Source organism: Tsukamurella tyrosinosolvens (assembly GCF_900104775.1).
Classification (GTDB): Bacteria; Actinomycetota; Actinomycetes; order Mycobacteriales; family Mycobacteriaceae; genus Tsukamurella; species Tsukamurella tyrosinosolvens.
Genome location: NZ_FNSA01000001.1, coordinates 148,050 through 165,198, shown reverse-complemented (window position 1 = coordinate 165,198; position 17,149 = coordinate 148,050). Strand labels below are relative to the sequence as shown.

Here is a 17,149-nt window from a genome sequence, read left to right as displayed (position 1 = left end):
TGCGGATCGGTGGAATCAGGAATTAGGAAGCGCAGCAGGAGAGCTGGGCGATGTCGGTGCTGAAGGATTGTGCGGCGATTTTGATGCCCTCGGCCATGGTCAGGTAGGGCGCCCATGTCCGGGCGACCTGCTCGACGGTCATCCTTGCTTCGAGGATGTAGACCCCAGCGGCGGCGATCTCGCCGGCACTATTCGCGACCGCCGAAATTCCGAGGACTCGATGACTATCGGAGTCTGCGATGAGCTTGATGAAGCCTCGGGTATCTCGGTCAACTTGGGCCCGGGGTACGTGAGTGAGCGGAAGAAGCGAGCTCGTGTACCGGATTCCGCTTGCGAGGGCCTGCGTCTCGGTCATACCGACGCTCCCGATTGCCGGACTGGTGAACATCACGCGCGGCAGGTGCGTGTAGTCCAACGACCGCGGGGTCTGTCCGAACATGTTGTCGGCGACCGTTGTGCCTTGCGCGGCTGCGACATAGACGAACTCGGGATGGCCGGTCACATCGCCCGCTGCCCACACACGCGGGTTTGATGTTCTGAGCTGATTCGACACGAGGATCGCGCCGCTGGTGCTCGTGTCGACTCCAACCGTCTCCAGATTCAAACCTCTAGTATTCGGGGTTCTGCCCGTCGCGACGAGCAGCTTCGCCGCACGGAAGTCGCCTTGTCCACCAGGGCTGGAGGCGGTCACGACGACCTCACCCGCCTCGGTGTCGACCGAGGTCGCGGTCGCGAGCTGCACTACCTCGATGTGCTCGTCAGCGAGCGCTTCCAGGAGAGCATCTGCGACGTCAGCATCTTCGGCCGAAGCGATCCTGGACCGCACCAAAACGGTTACCTTCGCCCCCAGTCGCGCGAAGAGTTGCGCCTGCTCGAGCGCGATGAACCCGCCGCCGATCACTAGGAGTGATTCCGGGACTGCGGTCAACTCCATCGCGGTCGTCGACGTCAGGTAGTCGACCAGATTGAGTCCGGGAATCGACGGAATCGACGGTTGGGCCCCTGTTGCCACCAAGTACCGTCGAGCAATTATCGTCTCGGTAGTCCCATCGGGAGCTGTGACCACCAGCGATGGCGCTGCCCGCGTTCCCGCGAACGCGGCCGCACCCTGGACGCGGCGCCAGCCGTACGAGTCCGCAACGGCAACGTACTTCTCTGACCGCATCGACTCTGCCAAGCGCCGTGTCCCCGCCGCCAGGGCGGCCATATCTACCGGCACGGCGGTCGCACCGACCCCCGGGAACCGGCCAGCATCAGAGACCGTGTGCTGTGCCTGCGCCGCGGCGATCAACGCCTTCGACGGCACGCAACCGGTATTCACACAGGTGCCGCCGAAAGTGCCTCGCTCGATCATCACCACGGACTTGCCCATGGCTGTTGCGCGGATCGCCGCCGCCATCGCTGCAGCACCCGAACCAACGATCGCAAGATCAAACTCTTCACTCATGTCACCATCATCAACCCTCCAGTACCCTTGAAGGTCAAGCCCAGAATCCGGACAGGGAGGACCCGATGCGGATCGGAGAACTCGCCCGCAAATCTGGCGCCACGCCATCGACGCTGCGGTACTACGAGGAAGCGGGGCTCCTCCCTGAACCGGGACGTACCGCCGGTGGATACCGCAACTACACCCCCGACGCCATCGGCATCGTGCAATTCATCAAGAGGGGGCAGGCGGCGGCACTCACTCTCGCGCAAGTCAAAAGAATCATCGACATACGCGGCACCGGCCAAGCCCCATGTGATCACGTACGCGACCAGCTAGACAGGTCGATCCACCACCTCGATCAACAGATCGCGGAACTGATCGCACTGCGCGACAACATCACCCACCTACGCCAAGCTGCCGAACACACCGATCCGAAGTCGTGCGCTAGCGAAGATATCTGTCGCTACCTATAACCCAGACACGCTTGTGTCCAACATCGATATCTGTCAATATTGATGTGTGTCGAATTCGATTCCGTTGACCGATGTGACCGTGCGGTGCTCACCGCTGGTCCGTGAGCCTCTGTCGGAGGGGCAGTCCGTCGACCTCGCGGCGGTGTTCAAGGCCCTGGCCGACCCGGTCCGGCTGCGCCTGTTCAGCCTGATCGCCAGCCACGAGGGAGGCGAGGCTTGCGTGTGTGACATCTCGCCGGCGGTGGACGTCTCGCAACCGACGATCTCGCACCACCTCAAGGTCCTCAAGACCGCAGGCCTGCTCGAGTCCGAGCGCCGCGCCTCGTGGGTGTACTACCGCGTCATCCCCGAAGTCCTGTCCTCGCTCGCCGGGATCCTGCAGTCCGGTGACCCCGCCATCTCGTTGGAGGTTCTTTCGTGACCAGCCCCGCCCCGACGACTGAGCATCAGCCGGTCGTCGGCAAGCTCTCCACCCTCGACCGGTTCCTGCCGGTGTGGATCGGTGTCGCCATGGTCGCCGGCCTGCTGCTCGGCCGGATGATCCCCGGGCTGAACACCGCGCTGGAGAAGATCCAGGTCGACGGTGTCTCGCTGCCGATCGCCCTGGGCCTGTTGATCATGATGTACCCGGTGCTGGCGAAGGTCCGCTACGACCGCCTCGACACCGTCACCGGCGACCGCAAGCTCCTGCTCGGCTCCCTCTTCCTGAACTGGATCCTGGGCCCGGCGCTGATGTTCGCACTCGCCTGGATCTTCCTGCCCGACCTGCCCGAGTACCGCACCGGCCTAATCATCGTCGGCCTCGCCCGGTGCATCGCCATGGTGATCATCTGGAACGACCTCGCCTGCGGCGACCGCGAAGCCGCAGCCGTCCTCGTGGCGCTGAACTCGGTGTTCCAGGTGATCATGTTCGCCGTCCTCGGCTGGTTCTACCTCTCGATCCTGCCCGGCTGGCTCGGCCTCGAACAGACCACCATCAGCACCTCGCCCTGGCAGATCGCCAAATCCGTGCTGATCTTCCTCGGCATCCCGCTCCTCGCCGGCTACCTCTCCCGCCGAATCGGAGAGAAGACCAAGGGCCGCGACTGGTACGAAACGAAGTTCCTCCCCCGGATCGGACCATGTGCCCTCTACGGGCTGCTGTTCACCATCGTCATCCTGTTCGCCCTGCAGGGCGAGCAGATCACCTCCCGCCCGTGGGACGTCGCCCGTATCGCCCTGCCGCTGCTGGTGTACTTCGCCGTGATGTGGGGCGGCGGGTACCTGCTCGGCGCCGTCATGGGACTCGGCTACGAGCGCACCACCACGCTCGCGTTTACCGCCGCCGGCAACAACTTCGAGCTCGCCATCGCCGTCGCGATCGCCACCTACGGCGCCACCTCCGGCCAAGCCCTCGCGGGCGTCGTCGGGCCGCTCATCGAGGTCCCCGTCCTGGTCGGCCTGGTCTATGTCTCGCTGGCCCTGCGCAAGCGCTTCCCGCTGACCCCGTCCTCCACCGCCGCGACCGCGGATCCGTCCAGGAGTGTGAACTGATGTCCGACAATACGATCACCGCCGACACCGAATCGGCCACGCCGAGCGTGTTGTTCGTGTGCGTGAAGAACGGCGGCAAGTCCCAGATGGCCGCCGGCCTGATGCGCAAGACCGTCGGCGATGCCGTCGAGGTGCACTCGGCCGGCACCAAGCCCGGCTCCGTGGTCAACAGCCTGTCCGCCGAGTCGCTGGCTGAGGTCGGTGTCGACATCACCGGCGAGACCCCGAAACCGATCGACCCGGCGCTGCTCGCCCGGGTGGACCTGGTGGTCACTCTCGGCCGGGAAGCCGTCGTCGACACCCCGGACGGTGTCGCGTTGGTCAACTGGGATACCGACGAGCCGTCGGAGCGGGGCATCGACGGGATCGAGCGGATGCGCCTCGTGCGCGACGACATCGCCGCCCGCGTCACCGCGCTGGCAGCCGAACTCACCACCCGGTAGCGACCGAGCAGGCCGGGAAGCCCGAGAAGCGGGAGAAAGTCGGATGAACGCCAACGCCACGACCGAGTCGGCCGGAACACCGGAACTGCTGATGCCCCAGGCCCTGCTGGCGCGGACCGCGGAGCGGCTCGCCGCCCAGTACCGCGGGATCGTCTCCGAGCAGACCGTCGAACGGGTCGTCTTCGAGTCCTACACCGCGCTGCGGCGCACCGCCCGCATCCACACTCACCTGGTGACTCTCGCCGGCCGGTTCGCCGCCGAGCGTCTCGCCGCCCTGGCGCAGTCGACCGGTGCGAGCACCAAGACCGTGCCCGAGGTGCTGTTCATCTGCGTCCACAACGCGGGCCGCTCGCAGATGGCTGCCGCGCTCCTGACACACCACGCGGCCGGGGCGGTGCACGTACGCTCCGCCGGGTCGCTGCCTGCTGCGGTGATCAACCCGATCGTCGAGCAGGCCATGACCGAGGTCGGGCTCGACCTGGCCGCTGAGTTTCCCAAGCCTCTCACCGACGACGTGGTCGCGGCCGCGGACGTGGTGATCTCCATGGGCTGCGGCGACGCCTGCCCGGTCTACCCGGGCAAGCGGTACCTGGACTGGCAGGTCGCCGACCCCGACAACCACCCCATCGAGACCGTCCGCCTGATCCGTGACGACCTCGACCGCCGCGTCAAAGACCTCCTCGCCGAGCTCCATCCCACGATCACCTGACCCACCCCTTTGATCGACGTGCTCGACGGCCCCGCTCACCGCCGTCAGTGCCGCTGTGCCTGCTCACACCTCATTTGCCTGTTCTTGGAAGGGAACCGACACCCCATGTCTGCACGCAAGATCATCGCCATCGGCGGATCGGACGCCGGGATCTCCGCCGCCCTGCGGGCCCGCGAACTCGACCCCACCAGCGAGGTCACCGTGGTCGTCGCCGACGCCTACCCGAACTTCTCCATCTGCGGCATCCCGTACTACGTCTCCGGCGAGGTCACCCACTGGAGCAACCTCGCCCACCGCACCGCCGCCGACCTCGCCGCCACCGGCATGACCGTGCACACCGACACCAGAGCTACCGCGATCGATCCGGCCGGACACCGCCTGACCGTCACCGGCCCGGACGGCGCCGCCCGGGACCTCGACTACGACGTCCTCGTCATCGGCACCGGCGCTGTGTCCGTGCGGCCGCCGATCACCGGCCTCGACCACCTCGGCCCCGCTGACGGCGTGCACCTGCTGCACTCGATGGGCGACACCTTCGCCGTGATGAACACCCTCACCACGAAGGACCCGAAGACCGCGATCATCATCGGCGCCGGCTACATCGGCCTGGAAATGGCCGAAGGTCTCACTGCCCGCGGCATCACCGTCACCCAGATCGAAGCCCTCCCTGAGGTGCTCCCCACTGTCGAACCCGAACTCGGCGCCCTCGTCCACGATGAACTGGTCCGCAACCGGGTCGACGTCCGCACCCACACCCTGGTCACCGCGGTCGACCGCACCGACACCGGCGCCCTGACCGTCACCACCAGCAGTGACGGCCAGAGCGATCACCTCACCGCCGATCTCGTGCTCGTCGTCGTGGGCGTGCGCCCCGACACCGACCTCGCTGCCGCAGCGGGCGCGCAGCTCGGCATCAAGAACACGATCGCCGTCGACGAGCAGATGCGCACCAATCTGTCCGACGTCTTCGCCGCCGGCGACGCCGTGCACACCCACCACCGCCAGCTCGGCATCACCTGGCTCCCGCTCGGCACCACCGCGCACAAGCAGGGCCGCGTCGCCGGCGAGAACGCCCTCGGCGGCACCGCCCGCTACACCGGCTCCCTCGGCACCCAGGTCGTGAAGATCTTCGACCTCGTCGCCGCCCGCACCGGCCTCAAAGAGACCGAAGCCCTTGCCGCCGACCGCGGCTGGGTGCCGGTGTCGACGACCTCCACACCGGACGATCACAAGGCCTACTACCCGGGTGCCACCCCCATCAGCATCCGGATCACCGGCGACCAGAACACCGGCGCACTACTCGGTGCCCAGCTCATCGGGCACCGCACGGCCGAGATCTCCAAGCGCGTCGACACCTACGCCACCGCCCTGCACCACGGCATGAGCGTCGACGCCCTCTCCGAGCTCGACCTGTCCTACACCCCGCCCCTCGGGTCCCCGTGGGACGCCGTGCAGGTCGCCGCCCAGAACTGGGTCCGCGAGCACCAGCTGCACCATCAGCGCAGCGTCCTTAGCCTGAACAGGTGACCACCAGCCCCCACGACTCAACCGGGTCCGCCGCACGAGCGGCGGACCCGGCGATCGTTGCGATGCGGCCCGAGCATGGGCCACAGGTCCTCGCGATTTACCAAGCCGGCATGGACACCGGCAACGCCACCTTCGAAACCGCCGCACCCGGCTGGACGGACTTCGACCAACGACACCTACCTGAGCACCGCGTCGTCGCCCTCGCCCCAGGTGGGCAGGTCGCCGGGTGGGTTGCAGCGGCGCCCGTCTCGGGGCGCTGCGTCTACGCCGGCGTCATCGAGCACAGCGTCTACGTCGACTCCGGCCACGCCGGGCAGGGCATCGGAGCCGCGCTGTTGCAGGCCCTCATCCAGTCCGCCGACGCTGCCGGGGTGTGGACCATCCAGACCGGGATCTTCCCCGAGAACCACGCCAGCCTCGCCCTGCACCGGCGCGCCGGATTCCGCACCGTCGGCACCCGCGAACGCATCGGCCAACGCGACGGCCGCTGGCGCGACGTCGTCCTCATCGAACGACGCAGCTGACTGCCGCCTACACCTACCGGACTCAGCCGGCGTCACCGACTTCAGAACCGTCTGGTTCTTCATCCGCCAGCTCTGGGGCGCGGGTGATCGACACGATCGCCGACGAGCGGCGGAACTGCTCGGTGTCGAAGGGGCTCGCGGGATCGTCGAACCAGACCAGTGACTGGTCACCGACACGCGGCCAGCGGGTGACCCTTGTGATCCGGTGCGCGATGCCGTCGTAGTCGAACGCCCCAGACGGGCTGGCGGGGCCGGGACGACGCGTGTACGTCAACGCATCCAGGTCCCACAGGTGCGTTGATCCCTGCGAGGCCACCACCCACCGGCCGCGCATACCGTCCGTGAGCTCATCCACCGTCTCCGACGGTGGATCGTTGCCGTCGGGCGGCTGCTGGACATCCGGTTCATCCGTCATGGGACTCCTCGTATAGGGGTATAGGGTCAGGCTCACTGTCCCGAACGCTAGGCGGAGTTGATTTGGGGCGCCGCTGCCGGGTGCGCCCATGATTTTGGGCCTGGGGTTCGCGTGCCGTCCTTGGCGGATCTACTCGGCGGGCTCGAGGACGCGAGGATGGATCAGTTCGATCCGCGGGACGTGGATCTCGGCTCCACCGAGAACCCGCACACGGGGCCACTCGCCGTCGACCATCGTCAGGCCGGCCTGGGCGGGAGTGAGGCCGTCCTCGGTGGGGATCAAGCACGCCTCGCCAGGCCCGGCCTTGCACCCCGGACAACCGGTCTTGGTCTCGATGGCGATACGCGACTTCTCCAGCTCGAGCTTCTCGTCGTCGGTGGCATGGCGCCAGCAACCGAACCCGTCCTGGTGGCCCACTCCGGCCTGATACAGCGGCCGCATCTGACACGGTTTCCCGTTCGTCTTCGGCCGCAGGCACTTCCTCTTGAGGCTGCGGTCGAGGTCGTCCTTCTTGGCCTTGATCCGCTCGACGTTGAGAGCCATCTGCGTCAGGTAGTCAGCGGTGTTGTCGCCGGCCGCCTCGTACAGCGCGAACACCTGCCGCGGAGACCGGGCGCCGGTCCAGCGCCGGCCGTCCGACCCATACACCGCCACGGGAAGCTTACGTGCGACGATGCCGATCGCGACCTCGATGTAGTGTGCCAGGCCAGTGGTCTCGGGAGTGTTGACGACCCGCTCGGGACAGATGGCGATGCCGTACTCGCTCTCGATCCGCGCGGCCTCGCGGTTGAACCCGGCGACGGCGATCTCCACCTGCCGCAATGCCGTCATCAGCGGTGTGTGATCCAGCGGTGCGGGCGCGGGCTTCGGGCGAGGGGTGCGGTTGCGATCTGATCTCCGGGACATTGGTACAAGCGTGCCAGTAACCAATTCGGAGGTTGCTCGACGGTGGCCCGCCGCTTGGTAGGAGCGGTGTGCGAAATGCGCGCGCGAAATACCAGGGACATCCCTCGAACCCAAACGAACGGACCGAGCCGCGCATGTTTCGGTGACGGCGAGCAGAGCACCGAGCACAAGCGACTGTCCTTCCTCGGTGTCCCCTGAAATCCCGAAGGACACCGAGCAGCTCACCCGCCCGGACCTGAGTCCGCGAACGCAAGCCGCACCGCCCGCAGACCGCACTGATCCCGCCCCAGTACCCGCGCGGAGGCCCGTGGCGTGGCGCTACACCGCTTGCTGAATCGTCGGCCGCCGGCTCGTTGCTGGGGGAGCCGGCGGGAGCGCGGTGACGCGGCCGGCGCGGACGCCGTTGGCGATGACGACGATCTCGGCGAGTTCGTGGACGGCGACGACGGCGGCGAGGCCGAGGACGCCGAACAGTGCGAGCGGGATGAGGATCGCGATCAGCCCGAGGGACAGGGCCACGTTCTGCAGCATGATGTTCCGGGCCCGGCGGGCGTGATCGAGGGCCTGCGGCAGGGTCCGTAGGTCCTCACCCATGAGCGCGATGTCGGCAGTTTCGATCGCGACGTCCGAGCCCATGGCGCCCATGGCGATGCCGAGGTCCGCGGTGGCGAGGGCGGGGGCGTCGTTGACGCCGTCGCCGACCATCGCGGTGAACCGGTCTTTGCGGAGCTCGCCGATGATCCGGGCCTTGTCCTCGGGCCGCAGGTCGGCGTGTACGTCGTCGATCCCGGCGATCTTCGCCAGGGCGGTGGCGGTGGCGGTGTTGTCGCCGGTGAGCATCGCGACGGTGGCGCCGCCGCGGTGCAGGTGATCGATGACCTCGCGGGCTTCAGGACGCAGCTCGTCGCGGACGGCGACCGCCCCGATGACCTGCCCGTCGTCTTCGACGAGGACCGCGGTGGCGCCGCCGGCTTGCATGGCCGCGACCCGCGCTGCAAGTGGGCCCGGGTCGATCCAGCCGGGCCGGCCGAGCCGGGCGGGCCGCCCGTCGACGAGCCCGGTCAGCCCGGCCCCGGGGACGGCCTGCACATCGACCGCCGCCGGTATGCGGTCGCCATTGGCGGTGAGGATCGCCCGGGCGAGGGGATGTTCACTGTGGGCTTCGAGCGCCGCGGCGACGGCGAGCACCCGGTCCTGTTCCGGCGACCGGACGCCCGAGCCGAGGTCGCTCGCCTCGACGGAGGGGCCGGCCGGGTCGGTGGCCGGGTCGGTGATGGTGGCGATGTCGACGACGGCGGGGCGGTTCGCGGTCAGGGTGCCGGTCTTGTCGAGGGCGACCGTCCGCACCCGGCCGAGGGCCTCGAGGGCGGCGCCGCCCTTGACCAGGACGCCGATCTTGCTGGCGGCGCCGATCGCGGCGACGACGGTGACGGGGACGGAGATCGCCAGTGCGCAGGGGGAGGCGGCGACCAGCACGACCAGGGCCCGTTCGATCCACGTTGCGGGGTCACCGAGCAGGGACCCGAGGATCGCGATCGCGGCGGCGAAGATCATGATCGCCGGGACCAGGGGCTTGGCGATGGTGTCGGCGAGGCGTTGTGCGTCGCCCTTGCGGGACTGTTCGGCCTCGACGATCTGCACGATCTTGGCCAGCGAGTTGTTCTCCGCGGTGGTGGTGACTTCGACCGTGAGGGCGCCGGTGCCGTTGATCGTCCCGGCGAACACCTCGTCGCCGGGTCCGGCCTCGACGGGCACGGATTCGCCGGTGATCGCCGAGACGTCCAGGGCGGTGCGGCCGTCGCGGATCACGCCGTCGGTGGCGATCCGCTCGCCGGGCTTGACCAGCATCCGGTCTCCGACCGCCAGCTCGGCCGGGGAGATGGTGGCCGGGGTGCCGTCGCGCAGGACGGTCGCGGTGTCGGGGACGAGGTTGAGCAGCGCCCGCAGGCCGCGGCGGGTCCGTGAGACGGCGTACTCCTCGAGGCCCTCGCTGATGGCGAACAGCACGGCGAGCATCGCCGCCTCGCCGACCTCGCCGAGGATCACCGCGCCGACGGCGGCGATCGTCATCAGTATCCCGACGCCGATCTTGCCCTGGGCCAGGCGCCGCAGCGTGGACGGCACGAAAGTCCACGCCCCGATCAGCAGCGCGATCCACTCCAGCACCAGTGACAGGCGCTGCGGGCCGCCGGCCCACCCGACGATGTATGCGGCGAGTAGGAACACCGCCGCGGCCGCGGCGGCCTGCAATTCCCGCACCTGCCACCACTGCCCGGGAGCCTGCTCGTCCTCGCCGGCGGGCTCGTCGTGCCCGCAGCCGCACGCGTCACTCATCGCCGCACCACCTTCGCCGCCGAAGCCTCCTCGGTCGTCACAGCGTCCGGGCTGCAGCAGGTGGCGCTGTCGGTGCCGTAGTTCGGGCACAACGCGACCGCGTTGCCGGTCGCCGCGAGCAGCGTCTCCGCCGCCGCGAGCAGGTCCATCAGCTCCGGGCGGGCGAGGCTGTAGAACACCTGCCGCCCCTGCGGGCGGCCCTGCACCAGACCGCAGTCCCGCAGGCACGCCACGTGCGCCGACACCGTCGACTGCGCCAGGCCCAGCTCGGCCATCAGGTCCGCCACCCGGGCCTCGCCACCGTGGGCAAGCCGCGTCGCGATCGCCAGCCGGGTCCCGTCGGAGAGGCTGTGGAACAACGCGACCGCGGGATCGAGCTGCGCGCCCGTCGCCACCGAACACTCATTCATCGTCATACGACGATGATAGCGGTATTCTGTGGTGTAATCGAGTTCTCGCGAGGAACAGGCCGCCGATCGGTGGCCGTGAGCGGTGTTGGGAGCTGCTGGGTATGCCATCGATGTCGACGATCGAGTCCCTGTTCTGCCGCAGCACGCCGTGGGAGGCAGCGACACGGCGGTGGGTGTTGCCGTGGGCCTTGCAGGGCGTGCGCCCTACGGGGAGGGTGCTGGAGATCGGCGGCGGCGGCGGCGCGATGGCCGCGCAGCTGCTGGCGGCGAGCGCCCCTGCGGATCAGGTGCAGCTCACCGTCACCGACTTCGACCCGGTGATGGTCGCCGCCGCGCAGGATCGGTTGCAGCGCTTCGGTGACCGAGCGCAGGCGAGGGTGGCCGACGCCGCCGCGTTGCCCTTCGGCGACGACGAGTTCGACACCGTCGTCTCGTTCATCATGTTGCACCACGTCGTCGACTGGGAGCAGGCCCTCCGCGAAGCCGTCCGGGTGCTGCGCCCCGGCGGAACCCTGGTCGGCTACGACCTGCTCGGCACCGCGCCGGCGCGGATCCTGCACCGGCTCGAAGGCGCACCGCACCGGTTCATCGACCGCGGCCAGCTGCGCCCGCACCTGGCAGGCCTGCCGCTGCGGGAGGTCACCGTCCGGGAGAACGCGGCACTGACCCGCTTCCGCGCGACCCGCACCGCAGGCCGATGACCACGCCAGGGCCCGAACACCGGCTCGGCCGCGGCCATCACCACGGTGCGCGGCCCGAGCTGGACGGCCTCGAACAGGTGGAGGTCGCCGTGGCATTCGTCGACCTCGCCGGCTACAGCGTGCTCACCGAGATGTGCGGCGACCACGAAGCCGCCGAGCTTGCGCTCCGGTTGGCTGAGCACGCCCGTCGAGCCCTGCACCCGCAGGCCCGGCTGGTCAAGACCATCGGCGATGCGGTGATGCTCACCGCCGACACCACCGATGCGATGCTGGCCACGATCACCGCGCTCGCCGGGCACGCCGCCGACGAGGACGGATTCCTCGCCCTCCGCGCCGGAATCCACCACGGCACCGCCCTCCGACGCGACGGCGACCTGTACGGGCACGCGGTCAACATCGCCGCCCGCATCACCGCCCTCGCCGGCGCCGGCCACGCCGTCCTCACCGACCCGCTCCTGCCCGCCGCCACCCGCGCCGGTGTGCCCACCACCGCCCTCGGCCCGCGAAACCTGCGCAACATCAGCACCCCAATCGAACTGCACAGCATCACCTTCACCGACACCCGGCACCCGCACGACCCGATCTGCGGCGCCCGCATCGACCCGGCGACCGCCCCCGCACACCGGCACACCGACACCGGCCGATGGTGGTTCTGCTCAGCCGACTGCGCCCGCCGATTCGACCGCGCGACCGCCCCGGCCACCACCACTGCCGCTGCGACGACCTCCGTCACGTCACCCGCCGGGTCAGCGCTCACATCACGGGCAGGTGGCCGGTGATGATCTCGACCGTGCTGCAAGCCGTGGGCCTGTTCGTGGCCACCAACATCGACGACATCATCGTGATCTCCCTGTTCTTCGCCCGCGGCGCGGGCCAGCGGCACCTGACGGCCAAGATCACCGCCGGGCAGTACCTCGGATTCGCCGGCATCCTCGCTGCCGCAGTGCTGATCGCCCTCGGCGCCGGCGCCTTCCTCCCCGTCGCGGCGATCCCGTACTTCGGGCTCGTCCCCCTGATCCTGGGGCTGCGGGCAGCGTGGTCGAGCTGGCGCGAATACCGCGGCAGCGGCAGCGGCGATGGTGACTGCGCGACGGGGAAGGGGGCGGGCAACGCGGTCGGCGTCCTGGGCGTGGCGGGCGTGACCTTCGCCAACGGCGGCGACAACATCGGCGTGTACGTGCCCGTCTTCGCCAGCATCAACCACACCGCGATCGCCGCCTACTGCGTGGTCTTCGTGATCTTGGTGGGGGCACTGGTGTCCATTGCCCGGTACGTCGCCACCCGCCGCCGCATCGCCGAGATCCTCGAACGAGGGGAAAGCGTGCTGTTTCCCCTGGTGCTGATCACCCTCGGGGTCATCATCCTCGTCTCGGGCGGCGCATTCGGCCTGTAGGCAGGGTGGTCGGGGTCGCAGTGCGTCGGCACGGATCCATCGCTTCCCCGGGGTTGTGGGTAGTTCCCCGGCGGTGATTGCGCACCGAACCGGTGGAGTCGGGGGTGGTGCCGGGCCTGTCACTCCGCGGTGCAGGCGTCCTGGCAGGCTGGCCTGCATGGCCGACGAAGTGAGTGAGGATGATCTGGCGGGGATCCGTGCCCGGTTCCTTCCGGGGTGGTACGGGTCCCTGGATGTGGGGCCTGGCTGGTACCGGTTGATCGTCGATCTCGACCGGGAGCTGGCGGCGATCGACCCCGGCTACCAGCTGATTCAGATCAAGGAGAAGTTCGGCGGCCTGCGGTACTACGTCGAGTTCGAACCGGACCGGCCCCGGCCGGGTTTCGACGAGTTGATCCGGGCGGCGGAACGGCGGTCCGAGCGTATGTGCGAGCAGTGCGGCGGTGACGGTGGCCTCACGCGCCGCGGGAGCTGGGTCCGGACCCTGTGCGCCGCGGACGCCGAGGCGAGCGGATTCACCCTCGACGAGTCCGCACCGGACTAGAAGGGTCGGTGTGGGTCCGGGTGCACGGTGATCAGTCGTCGGTGTCTGGCAGGCGATGTCCGGCGAACCGGATCCACGGCACCGTCACGTCGTGATCGCCGAATGTGAGCGTGATGCTGACCTCGCGGACGCCCGCGGCGGTGAGGTGACGCTGGAGTGCGGTGAGGACCGCGGCGGTCGCGCGGGCGCCGACCTCTGCGGCTGTCGTGGCACCGCGTCGTCGAGCAGCTGGGCGGCCGTGCGGTACCGCTGATCGATCAGGTCCATCTCGGCGGTGATGGCGTCCACCCGGGCCCGCCGCTGCGGGTCGGCGAGAATCCGCGCCAGTCGCTCATCGCCGGAGATGAACCGCACTTCGTCGCCGCTTTCCGTCATGGTCGTCAGTATCCACTTCTGGGCCAGCTCTGGGTGCGGGTCATTTCGGGTGGACAAGTGCACCGGCCGCGCGGATCATCACCTTGCGTGGACGAGACGAGCGCCGGCGCCGCTGCGGCAGCGATACTCGACGAGCTCGTCGGTCCCTTCTACGACGCCGATGGTGTCACCGGGTACCTCGGTCTAGATGGCGATGACCTGGCGCGGATGGTCGCCGCGGAGCAGGTGATCTGGGTGCCGCTGGCCGGCGGCACACCGGTGTTCCCTGCGTGGCAGTTCCCCGACGGTCGCTGGGTGGATGAGCGGCTGCTGACCGTCTGGCAGGCCCTGCGGCGCGCCGCCGAGCCGTGGACGGCGGCGTGCTGGATGTGCGCGCCGTCGGCGGACCTCGATGACCAGACGGCGATCACCTACCTCACCCGCGGCCCGCGTGATCCCCGCCGCCTGGACACCGTCCTGGCACGTGCATCCGAGGACGGCGCCCGCTGGCTGCAGTAGGGGCGTGGCACCGGAGCGGTTACCTGGTACCGGTTTCGGCGGACCCTTCCTCGAGGACCTTCGCGGTGAGACCGCGGGCGTGTGCTGCGCTCCAGGCGGCGGCGAGGTTGTCGGCGCGGCTCTGCCAGGTCATCTCGCCGAGGTACTCGGCGTGCTGCTTCGTCGCATCGGTCCACCGCAGTTCCGCGTATAGGCGCCGGTATTGGCACCGGAGGACCACCCGCCCGAGAGCGTGGGGCGCGGTGCGGATGACGCGGTTGTGGCGGCCGCCTGCGGCGTCGTCCTGCTCTTTGGCCTGCACTGCCTTGTTCGAACCTTGGGGGACTCGCCAGTGGTGGTCTTCGCGGCTAGCGCGCCGTCGAGGAGCCGTACAGCCGCGCGGTATTGACGGTCGAGCAAGGCCATCTCTGTGGTGATGGCGTCTACGCGCGTCCGGCGCTCCGGATCGGACAGGATCTGGGCCAGCCGGCATTGCCTGAAACGAACTGCGCAGCCTCGTCGCTTGTCGCCATAGCGTCAGTATCCACCCACCGGACGGTGGTGAGCGGGGCGGCCAGCTTGTACGGATCAGGATTGGTTGCCTGCCATAGACGAGGCGGCCGCGATGGGACGGCGCAGGTGCTGGAATTTCGTCGCCTGGGCGTTACGCGGCTTGTGTGCATGTACACTGGCACTCGGTCAGGGTCCCGTCGGCGGCCGCAGCGTGACGCCATGCCTGATCGGGTGGGACCGCGCCGCCTTCCTCCGCGGGGGCCGGTACCTGCGTGCCAGCGGGCAGGGCACCGCGCCGCCAGAGCAGCGGCGCGGCGATCGCACCGGCGGCGGCGATCAGCGCGAGTACACCCCACGCGGGTACGAGACCGAATCGTGTGGCCCCCCAACCCGCGATCGGGTAGGCAATGAGCCAAGCGAGGTGCGAGAGCGAGAACTGCGCCGCGAACACGGAAGCAACGTTTGCCGGCGCCACAGCAGACCGCAGCACCTTTCCGGTCGGGGTGATAGCCAGCGCTGAGCCGGCACCGCTCGCCAGCCAGATCGCCGCGGTCACCGCCCAGCTCGGCCGGTCCACCGCAGCCATGGCAACCGCCGCAGTAGCCGCGGCGGTGAGCAGGCCCGCTCCGGTGAGCATCACGGCGCGGGCGGTCACCCGGTCGAGCAAGCGTGGTACCGCTAGTGCCACAGCTAGGGTCCCACCGCCGGACGCCGCCATCATCCACGCGACGTCGGACTCGGACCCGCTCAGTCGGTCACGGACGTAGTTGACGGTGTTCACCACCACGATCGAACCGGCCGCGGCGACAGCGAAATTGACCGCGATGACTCCTCGCAGGCTGGCGGTACCTGTGAAAATCCGCAGACCGGCGAAGATCCGGTCCGTTGGCCGCGTGGCGCCCGACGGTTTCGCGTTGGGTACCTTGGCTTGCAGCACCAGCACCGCGGACAGGACGAACCCGATCGCGGTACCGACGAAGAGCACATTGAACTCGATCACCAGCAACGCCAGCGCCGCCACGACCGGGCTGACCAGACTCTCCATCGTGTAGGCAACTTGCGAGGCCGACAACGCAGTGGTGTACTCGCGCTCATCGGTGATGATGTCGGGGATCACGGCTTGGAACGTAGGCGTGAACGCGGCCGACGCCGCCTGCAGTGATCCGATGAGCACGTAGATCTGCCAGACCTCAGTGACGAACGGCAACGCCAGCACGATCGCCGCACGGAACAGGTCCAGCGCAATCAGGAACGCGCGTCGCGGCAGCCGGTCGACGTACGCCGCCGCCACCGGTGCGATAACGACATAGAGAACCATCTTGATCGTCAGCGCCGTTCCCAGGACGACCGCTGCGGACGAGCCAGCGATGTCGTAGGCGAGCAGCCCGAGGGCGACCGTCGCTAGCCCGGTGCCGAGCAGCGCAACGATCTGCGCACTGAACAACAGGCGGAAATCGCGATGAGAAAAAGGCCCCACGATGGCTCCCAACTAGTTGGCGACGACGTCGATCGAACAGGGCCCGCAGCGCACGCCACCCCGGGCTCCGGAAAACCTAGTACTGCCTGAATCAGCGCTACTGATGGTGGTGCGCGCTCGCACCGCCAGTGACTGCACCGGTGGTGCCTCCGGTGGCAACGAGGGTGAAGTCCGCGGTCCGGACGGTGTCCTGATGTCGGAAATCCAGGAACAGCCGGTAGGTTCCCACGGAGGGAGCGACCGCGTGGAACCGGATCCGGGGACCTGCAGGCGTCTGCGGGTCCGACGGGCTCCCCTCGGGATGGATATGCAGGTAAGCGAGGTCACCGGCCCGCAACGCCACCAGGTGGCCGTACGCAGCAAGATAGGGCTGCAGATCGGTCACCGGGACGCCATTCCAGGTGACGACGGCCTGCAGCTCCCCGGCTTGGGCGGCAACGAGATCGCCCTCGAGCGTGACGGTGTAGTCGCCGCCGGTCCAGGCCCTTCTCAACTCAGGCAAGGGCCGAGGATGGAACCCGCCCGGCACGAACAGGTCGGCACCGAGCGTGAGCCCGTCCGGCGCGCCCTGCGGCACGAAATCGGCCAAGACCCGCCACACTCCCGGCGTGAGCGCCAGCTGCACAGTCCAGGACCCGGCACTGTCCATCGACGGATGGACGTGGTGAAAGACGCTGGTGTCGCGGCTCACAACGATCAAGTGCAACTGCTTGTCGTGACGTTCCTCGAAGGTGACTAGCGGCTCGCCGTCGGGCCCGAGGATCACAAAGCGAAGTTCCACGGTCCCGGCGTCGACGATCTGGATCGCCGGTTCGAAGCGATAGCCTCGAGCGGCGACCTGCAGCCCCTGTGGCACTTCGGGCCCAACGCCGTGACCGGCGTGTCCTGTGTGATCGGTATGCGAACCGTGCTCCATAACGTGCTCCTTCGCGGAAACGACAGCCACCGGGACGACACCCCGGGTGG

General features: G+C 68.7%; 21 protein-coding genes. 12 read left to right on the top strand and 9 right to left on the bottom strand.

Annotation, left to right across the window (positions count from 1 at the left end; translation table 11 throughout):
- Window positions 1–22: 22 nt before the first annotated feature.
- Window positions 23–1,447: a mercury(II) reductase gene (gene merA, locus BLW32_RS00835; protein WP_068526164.1), complete on the bottom strand. Its 1,425-nt coding sequence runs from the start codon at window positions 1,445–1,447 to the stop codon at window positions 23–25.
- Between the two features lie 65 nt (window positions 1,448–1,512).
- Between merA and BLW32_RS00830 the strand changes: the two genes are divergently transcribed.
- The 7 genes from BLW32_RS00830 (at window position 1,513) to BLW32_RS00800 (ending at window position 6,638) form a co-directional block, all read left to right on the top strand.
- Entirely contained in the window at window positions 1,513–1,902 is a 390-nt protein-coding gene (locus BLW32_RS00830; protein WP_068526163.1) for a heavy metal-responsive transcriptional regulator, read from the top strand.
- A 46-nt stretch (window positions 1,903–1,948) separates the two neighbouring features.
- The gene (locus BLW32_RS00825) at window positions 1,949–2,323 is read left to right on the top strand and encodes an ArsR/SmtB family transcription factor (protein ID WP_068526162.1); all 375 of its coding nucleotides are present in this window, start codon (window positions 1,949–1,951) and stop codon (window positions 2,321–2,323) included.
- On the top strand, window positions 2,320–3,435 hold the full coding sequence (gene arsB, locus BLW32_RS00820; protein ID WP_068526161.1) for an ACR3 family arsenite efflux transporter: 1,116 nt from the start codon (window positions 2,320–2,322) through the stop codon (window positions 3,433–3,435). Before BLW32_RS00825 ends, arsB begins: the two co-directional genes overlap by 4 nt.
- Window positions 3,435–3,878 carry an arsenate-mycothiol transferase ArsC gene (locus BLW32_RS00815; RefSeq protein ID WP_068740136.1) on the top strand — a complete coding sequence of 148 codons (444 nt, stop codon included), beginning with the start codon at window positions 3,435–3,437 and terminating at the stop codon, window positions 3,876–3,878. The genes arsB and BLW32_RS00815 overlap by 1 nt, the downstream gene beginning before the upstream one ends.
- Before the next feature lie 43 nt (window positions 3,879–3,921).
- Window positions 3,922–4,587 carry an arsenate reductase/protein-tyrosine-phosphatase family protein gene (locus tag BLW32_RS00810; RefSeq protein ID WP_068526159.1) on the top strand — a complete coding sequence of 222 codons (666 nt, stop codon included), beginning with the start codon at window positions 3,922–3,924 and terminating at the stop codon, window positions 4,585–4,587.
- Window positions 4,588–4,692: 105 nt separating this feature from the next.
- A complete protein-coding gene (locus tag BLW32_RS00805) occupies window positions 4,693–6,114 on the top strand; it encodes an FAD-dependent oxidoreductase (RefSeq protein WP_068526158.1) in 1,422 nt (473 codons plus the stop codon).
- Between the two features lie 110 nt (window positions 6,115–6,224).
- On the top strand, window positions 6,225–6,638 hold the full coding sequence (locus tag BLW32_RS00800) for a GNAT family N-acetyltransferase (RefSeq protein WP_225536086.1): 414 nt from the start codon (window positions 6,225–6,227) through the stop codon (window positions 6,636–6,638).
- 22 nt (window positions 6,639–6,660) lie between these two features.
- On the opposite strand, the gene BLW32_RS00795 is transcribed toward BLW32_RS00800, so the two are convergent.
- From BLW32_RS00795 to BLW32_RS00780, 4 genes are all read right to left on the bottom strand, one after another.
- The gene (locus tag BLW32_RS00795; RefSeq protein WP_068537262.1) at window positions 6,661–7,053 is read right to left on the bottom strand and encodes a hypothetical protein; all 393 of its coding nucleotides are present in this window, start codon (window positions 7,051–7,053) and stop codon (window positions 6,661–6,663) included.
- Window positions 7,054–7,182: 129 nt separating this feature from the next.
- Window positions 7,183–7,866, bottom strand: a complete 684-nt coding sequence (locus BLW32_RS00790) for a hypothetical protein (RefSeq protein WP_068526157.1) — start codon at window positions 7,864–7,866, stop codon at window positions 7,183–7,185.
- A gap of 411 nt (window positions 7,867–8,277) precedes the next feature.
- Window positions 8,278–10,293: a heavy metal translocating P-type ATPase gene (locus BLW32_RS00785; RefSeq protein ID WP_019201610.1), complete on the bottom strand. Its 2,016-nt coding sequence runs from the start codon at window positions 10,291–10,293 to the stop codon at window positions 8,278–8,280.
- A complete protein-coding gene (locus tag BLW32_RS00780) occupies window positions 10,290–10,709 on the bottom strand; it encodes an ArsR/SmtB family transcription factor (protein WP_051158840.1) in 420 nt (139 codons plus the stop codon). The genes BLW32_RS00785 and BLW32_RS00780 overlap by 4 nt, the downstream gene beginning before the upstream one ends.
- Before the next feature lie 95 nt (window positions 10,710–10,804).
- On the opposite strand from BLW32_RS00780, the gene BLW32_RS00775 reads away from it, so the two are divergent.
- The 4 genes from BLW32_RS00775 (at window position 10,805) to BLW32_RS00760 (ending at window position 13,341) form a co-directional block, all read left to right on the top strand.
- Window positions 10,805–11,404: a class I SAM-dependent methyltransferase gene (locus tag BLW32_RS00775; RefSeq protein ID WP_040765948.1), complete on the top strand. Its 600-nt coding sequence runs from the start codon at window positions 10,805–10,807 to the stop codon at window positions 11,402–11,404.
- Window positions 11,401–12,183, top strand: coding sequence for an adenylate/guanylate cyclase domain-containing protein (locus BLW32_RS00770; RefSeq protein WP_068537260.1), 783 nt, complete (start codon window positions 11,401–11,403; stop codon window positions 12,181–12,183). The genes BLW32_RS00775 and BLW32_RS00770 overlap by 4 nt, the downstream gene beginning before the upstream one ends.
- Complete coding sequence (locus BLW32_RS00765) at window positions 12,180–12,797, top strand: cadmium resistance transporter (RefSeq protein ID WP_068526155.1); 618 nt, start codon at window positions 12,180–12,182, stop codon at window positions 12,795–12,797. Before BLW32_RS00770 ends, BLW32_RS00765 begins: the two co-directional genes overlap by 4 nt.
- 157 nt (window positions 12,798–12,954) lie before the next feature.
- Window positions 12,955–13,341, top strand: coding sequence for a hypothetical protein (locus tag BLW32_RS00760; RefSeq protein ID WP_126195756.1), 387 nt, complete (start codon window positions 12,955–12,957; stop codon window positions 13,339–13,341).
- An 84-nt stretch (window positions 13,342–13,425) separates the two neighbouring features.
- Here BLW32_RS00760 and BLW32_RS00755 read toward each other — a convergent pair whose 3' ends face one another.
- Window positions 13,426–13,716: a hypothetical protein gene (locus BLW32_RS00755; protein ID WP_126195757.1), complete on the bottom strand. Its 291-nt coding sequence runs from the start codon at window positions 13,714–13,716 to the stop codon at window positions 13,426–13,428.
- Between the two features lie 87 nt (window positions 13,717–13,803).
- Between BLW32_RS00755 and BLW32_RS00750 the strand changes: the two genes are divergently transcribed.
- The gene (locus BLW32_RS00750) at window positions 13,804–14,214 is read left to right on the top strand and encodes a hypothetical protein (protein ID WP_019201617.1); all 411 of its coding nucleotides are present in this window, start codon (window positions 13,804–13,806) and stop codon (window positions 14,212–14,214) included.
- A gap of 19 nt (window positions 14,215–14,233) precedes the next feature.
- On the opposite strand, the gene BLW32_RS00745 is transcribed toward BLW32_RS00750, so the two are convergent.
- From BLW32_RS00745 to BLW32_RS00735, 3 genes are all read right to left on the bottom strand, one after another.
- Complete coding sequence (locus tag BLW32_RS00745) at window positions 14,234–14,515, bottom strand: hypothetical protein (protein ID WP_019201618.1); 282 nt, start codon at window positions 14,513–14,515, stop codon at window positions 14,234–14,236.
- A 342-nt stretch (window positions 14,516–14,857) separates the two neighbouring features.
- Window positions 14,858–16,183, bottom strand: a complete 1,326-nt coding sequence (locus tag BLW32_RS00740) for an MFS transporter (RefSeq protein WP_019201619.1) — start codon at window positions 16,181–16,183, stop codon at window positions 14,858–14,860.
- 97 nt (window positions 16,184–16,280) lie between these two features.
- Complete coding sequence (locus BLW32_RS00735) at window positions 16,281–17,099, bottom strand: DUF8832 domain-containing protein (RefSeq protein ID WP_040765953.1); 819 nt, start codon at window positions 17,097–17,099, stop codon at window positions 16,281–16,283.
- Window positions 17,100–17,149: the final 50 nt, after the last annotated feature.

What these genes read in the sequence shown, in the direction of transcription:
- merA (WP_068526164.1), bottom strand. Translation starts at nt 1,447, where the DNA reads ATGAGTGAAGAGTTTGATCTTGCGATCGTTGGTTCGGGTGCTGCAGCG.
- BLW32_RS00830 (WP_068526163.1), top strand. Translation starts at nt 1,513, where the DNA reads ATGCGGATCGGAGAACTCGCCCGCAAATCTGGCGCCACGCCATCGACG.
- BLW32_RS00815 (WP_068740136.1), top strand. Translation starts at nt 3,435, where the DNA reads ATGTCCGACAATACGATCACCGCCGACACCGAATCGGCCACGCCGAGC.
- BLW32_RS00810 (WP_068526159.1), top strand. Translation starts at nt 3,922, where the DNA reads ATGAACGCCAACGCCACGACCGAGTCGGCCGGAACACCGGAACTGCTG.
- BLW32_RS00805 (WP_068526158.1), top strand. Translation starts at nt 4,693, where the DNA reads ATGTCTGCACGCAAGATCATCGCCATCGGCGGATCGGACGCCGGGATC.
- BLW32_RS00800 (WP_225536086.1), top strand. Translation starts at nt 6,225, where the DNA reads ATGGACACCGGCAACGCCACCTTCGAAACCGCCGCACCCGGCTGGACG.
- BLW32_RS00795 (WP_068537262.1), bottom strand. Translation starts at nt 7,053, where the DNA reads ATGACGGATGAACCGGATGTCCAGCAGCCGCCCGACGGCAACGATCCA.
- BLW32_RS00785 (WP_019201610.1), bottom strand. Translation starts at nt 10,293, where the DNA reads ATGAGTGACGCGTGCGGCTGCGGGCACGACGAGCCCGCCGGCGAGGAC.
- BLW32_RS00780 (WP_051158840.1), bottom strand. Translation starts at nt 10,709, where the DNA reads ATGACGATGAATGAGTGTTCGGTGGCGACGGGCGCGCAGCTCGATCCC.
- BLW32_RS00775 (WP_040765948.1), top strand. Translation starts at nt 10,805, where the DNA reads ATGCCATCGATGTCGACGATCGAGTCCCTGTTCTGCCGCAGCACGCCG.
- BLW32_RS00770 (WP_068537260.1), top strand. Translation starts at nt 11,401, where the DNA reads ATGACCACGCCAGGGCCCGAACACCGGCTCGGCCGCGGCCATCACCAC.
- BLW32_RS00760 (WP_126195756.1), top strand. Translation starts at nt 12,955, where the DNA reads ATGGCCGACGAAGTGAGTGAGGATGATCTGGCGGGGATCCGTGCCCGG.
- BLW32_RS00755 (WP_126195757.1), bottom strand. Translation starts at nt 13,716, where the DNA reads ATGACGGAAAGCGGCGACGAAGTGCGGTTCATCTCCGGCGATGAGCGA.
- BLW32_RS00735 (WP_040765953.1), bottom strand. Translation starts at nt 17,099, where the DNA reads ATGGAGCACGGTTCGCATACCGATCACACAGGACACGCCGGTCACGGC.